This window comes from Kitasatospora sp. P5_F3 (assembly GCF_054049135.1).
Window position 1 is genome coordinate 1 of sequence record NZ_JBFUMY010000196.1, and the last position, 887, is coordinate 887.

Sequence of the window (887 nt, forward strand, 5' to 3'; positions counted from 1 at the left end):
TGAGCCTTTTCAGCTGTAGACCGTGAGGGTGAGGATCGCTGCGACGGCTGACGTGAGCCAGTTCGGGCTGCAGCGGGCGTGGCGGAAGATCCGCCAGGTTTTGAGCCGGGCGAAAGCGCGCTCGACGGCGACCCGCAGGCGGGCATGGACCTTGTTGAACGCCCGGTACTTGTCGGGCAGTTCGCATCCGGCGGTGCGTTTGATCGGGGTCTCGAACGTGCCGCCGGCGCCGACGTAGCCCTTGTCTGCGAGGACAGGGATCCCGAGTTCCTCGCAGATCGTGATGATGCGGTGGGTGCGGGCGGCCGTCAGGTCCGCGGTGCGGCCCGGCAGTGCGGGTGAGAACCACAGGATCGTTCCTGTGGGGTCGGTGACCACCTGGATGTTCACGCCGTGGCGACGGTGCTTGCCGGAGTAGTCGCCCTCGCTGTCGCCGACGCGGTCGCATTCGGCGAGGGTGCCGTCGACCAGTACGTACGCCGGCTGTGCGGCGCTGAGGGTCTCGGCCAGGTCCGGCGCGTGTTCGGCGAGAAGGTCGACGACTGCCCGCACGTAGGCGTGGGCGGTGCCGACGCTGATCCGGAAGCCGGCCGCGAGCTGGGCGAGGGTGTCGTGCTTGCGTAGGTAGACCAGGGCGAGCAGGGCTCGTTGGTGGGGCGGGAGTTTGCACCGGCGGTCACCCTCTCGGGTGACGATCAGCATGGTGACCAGCTCGACGAGTGCGTGGGGCAGGTCGAGTGCGGCAGGATATGCGACCAACGGGGCTTCCCGGCTGACGAGTTGAGGCGTAGAGAACCTGCTCAACGGCCAGGAGGCCCTGTCTGTAGCGCCGAACATCCGCTCGATCCGTCAGATCACCCGATCAGGTACCGAGCTGAAAAGGCTCA

1 protein-coding gene is annotated in these 887 nt (G+C 67.3%); it reads right to left on the minus strand.

What is annotated here, in order from left to right; translation table 11 throughout:
- Window positions 1-9: 9 nt before the first annotated feature.
- Window positions 10-759, minus strand: coding sequence for a transposase family protein (locus ACXJMZ_RS37300; protein WP_457034430.1), 750 nt, complete (start codon window positions 757-759; stop codon window positions 10-12).
- Window positions 760-887 lie beyond the last annotated feature (128 nt).